Annotated in this window: 2 protein-coding genes; both read right to left on the bottom strand. The window is 44.5% G+C overall.

From position 1 onward, the window contains the following. The coding region (prsR, locus tag A3763_RS18420; RefSeq protein ID WP_068760310.1) for a PEP-CTERM-box response regulator transcription factor at positions 1 to 1,254 on the bottom strand (1,254 nt) is incomplete at its 3' end. A 51-nt stretch (positions 1,255 to 1,305) separates the two neighbouring features. Beyond that, positions 1,306 to 1,629 (bottom strand): ATP-binding protein (locus tag A3763_RS18415; RefSeq protein ID WP_197482966.1); only part of this gene is annotated, 324 nt, incomplete at its 5' end.

The raw sequence follows: 1,629 nt of genomic DNA, 5'->3' as shown, positions 1-1,629 counted from the left end.
ATGAATAGCTTGTGTGATTGCCGTTTTTTCTGCTGCGTCTCTTATTTGGCGAAGATTAAGCGCCTCTTCAGTCGCACAAGCATCATTTGACAGCTCAAGGTCTGAGCTCGTGACAAGCTTATCATCAGCCATGATGACTGCCCGCTTTACTTTGTTAATAATTTCTCGAACATTACCTGGCCATTCATAGCTCTTTATTGCTCGCATCGCATCTTCGTTAAATGCTAATGTCGGACGGTTCATTTGTTGAGCGAAAGTTTTAAGCAAAGCTTGTGCAATGATAATCGCATCACCGTCACGCTCCCTGATGGGGGGGATATTGAGAGAAATTTCACTCACTCGATAATAGAGATCCTCTCTGAATAAGTTTTGGTCAATGAGTTGTTGGACATTCTGGTGGGTTGCGCAAACAACTCGAACATCTACGGGTATCGGTTTAACGCCGCCAACTCTTTCAATCACTCTTTCCTGAAGGAAGCGTAATAGCTTAACTTGAAGCGGCATCGGCATGTCGCCAATTTCATCAAGAAATAAAGTGCCGCTATCTGCGAGTTCAATCTTTCCTTGTTTGGTTTGGGTTGCGCCAGTAAAAGCACCTTTCTCGTGTCCAAATAGCTCGCTTTCAAGCAGGTTTTCAGGAATTGCTCCGCAGTTAATAGCGACAAACGGGTTATCTTGCCTTGGGCTAACTTGATGAATTGCTTTCGCGAGTACTTCTTTTCCTGTCCCGGTTTCACCTAATAAAAGGGTCGTCACATCAGCAGGTGCTATTTTTTCTATCATTCGACAGACTTCTAGCATCTTGCTGCTACTCGCTATAATGCCCGCTAAGCGTGATGAGGATGAGCCTGTTGATAGTTCTTGATTTTGCTTCTCCAGCTCATGCATGCGGAAGGCTCGATCAACAATAAATGAAAGAATATCGGCATCTAAAGGTTTTTGGAAAAAATCACTTGCGCCCAAGCCAACAGCTTTGACAGCATTTTCTTTTTCCTCCCGTCCAGTAACAACGATTACTTTTGTTGTTGGGGCTAGCCTTAGTATCTCTTCGAGCGCTTGAAAGCCTTCGCTTGAACCGCCTGGGTCTGGAGGTAGTCCAAGATCCAGTGTCACGACTTGTGGCTCTTCACGACGGAGTATGGACAACGCAGCTTCCCTGTCTGATGCGAGATGTACGTCAACGCCTTCAAAACACCAACGCATTTGGCTTTGTAGGCCAGGATCATCTTCTACAATTAAAAGTTTTCGTTTCACGTTTAATTACCCGTACAGTCTTTGAAATAGCATTGAAATTTTACCCTTGAATTAACCTTTAGCCAGAGGAATTTTTAAGGTGAAGCAGGTGCCTACTTCTATCTGGCTCGTGACGCTGATTGTGCCGCCTAGTTTTCTTAAATATTCACGGCTTTGGTACACGCCGATTCCCATACCCGTAAGGCCTTTGGTACTTTCAAAAGGCTTAAATAATTGGTTCTGAATGAACTCTTCGCTCATACCAATGCCGCTGTCTTGTATAAAAAGAAAGATATGCTCGGAAGTTTGCTTGCTGGCAATGGAGACCTCTCCTGCTTTGTCGGTCGCATCTATGGCATTTTGAACGATATGCCCTATTGCGGAACGCAGTTGTTC

This window comes from Oleiphilus sp. HI0128, assembly GCF_001635365.1.
This window is presented reverse-complemented; position numbering and strand designations above follow the sequence as displayed.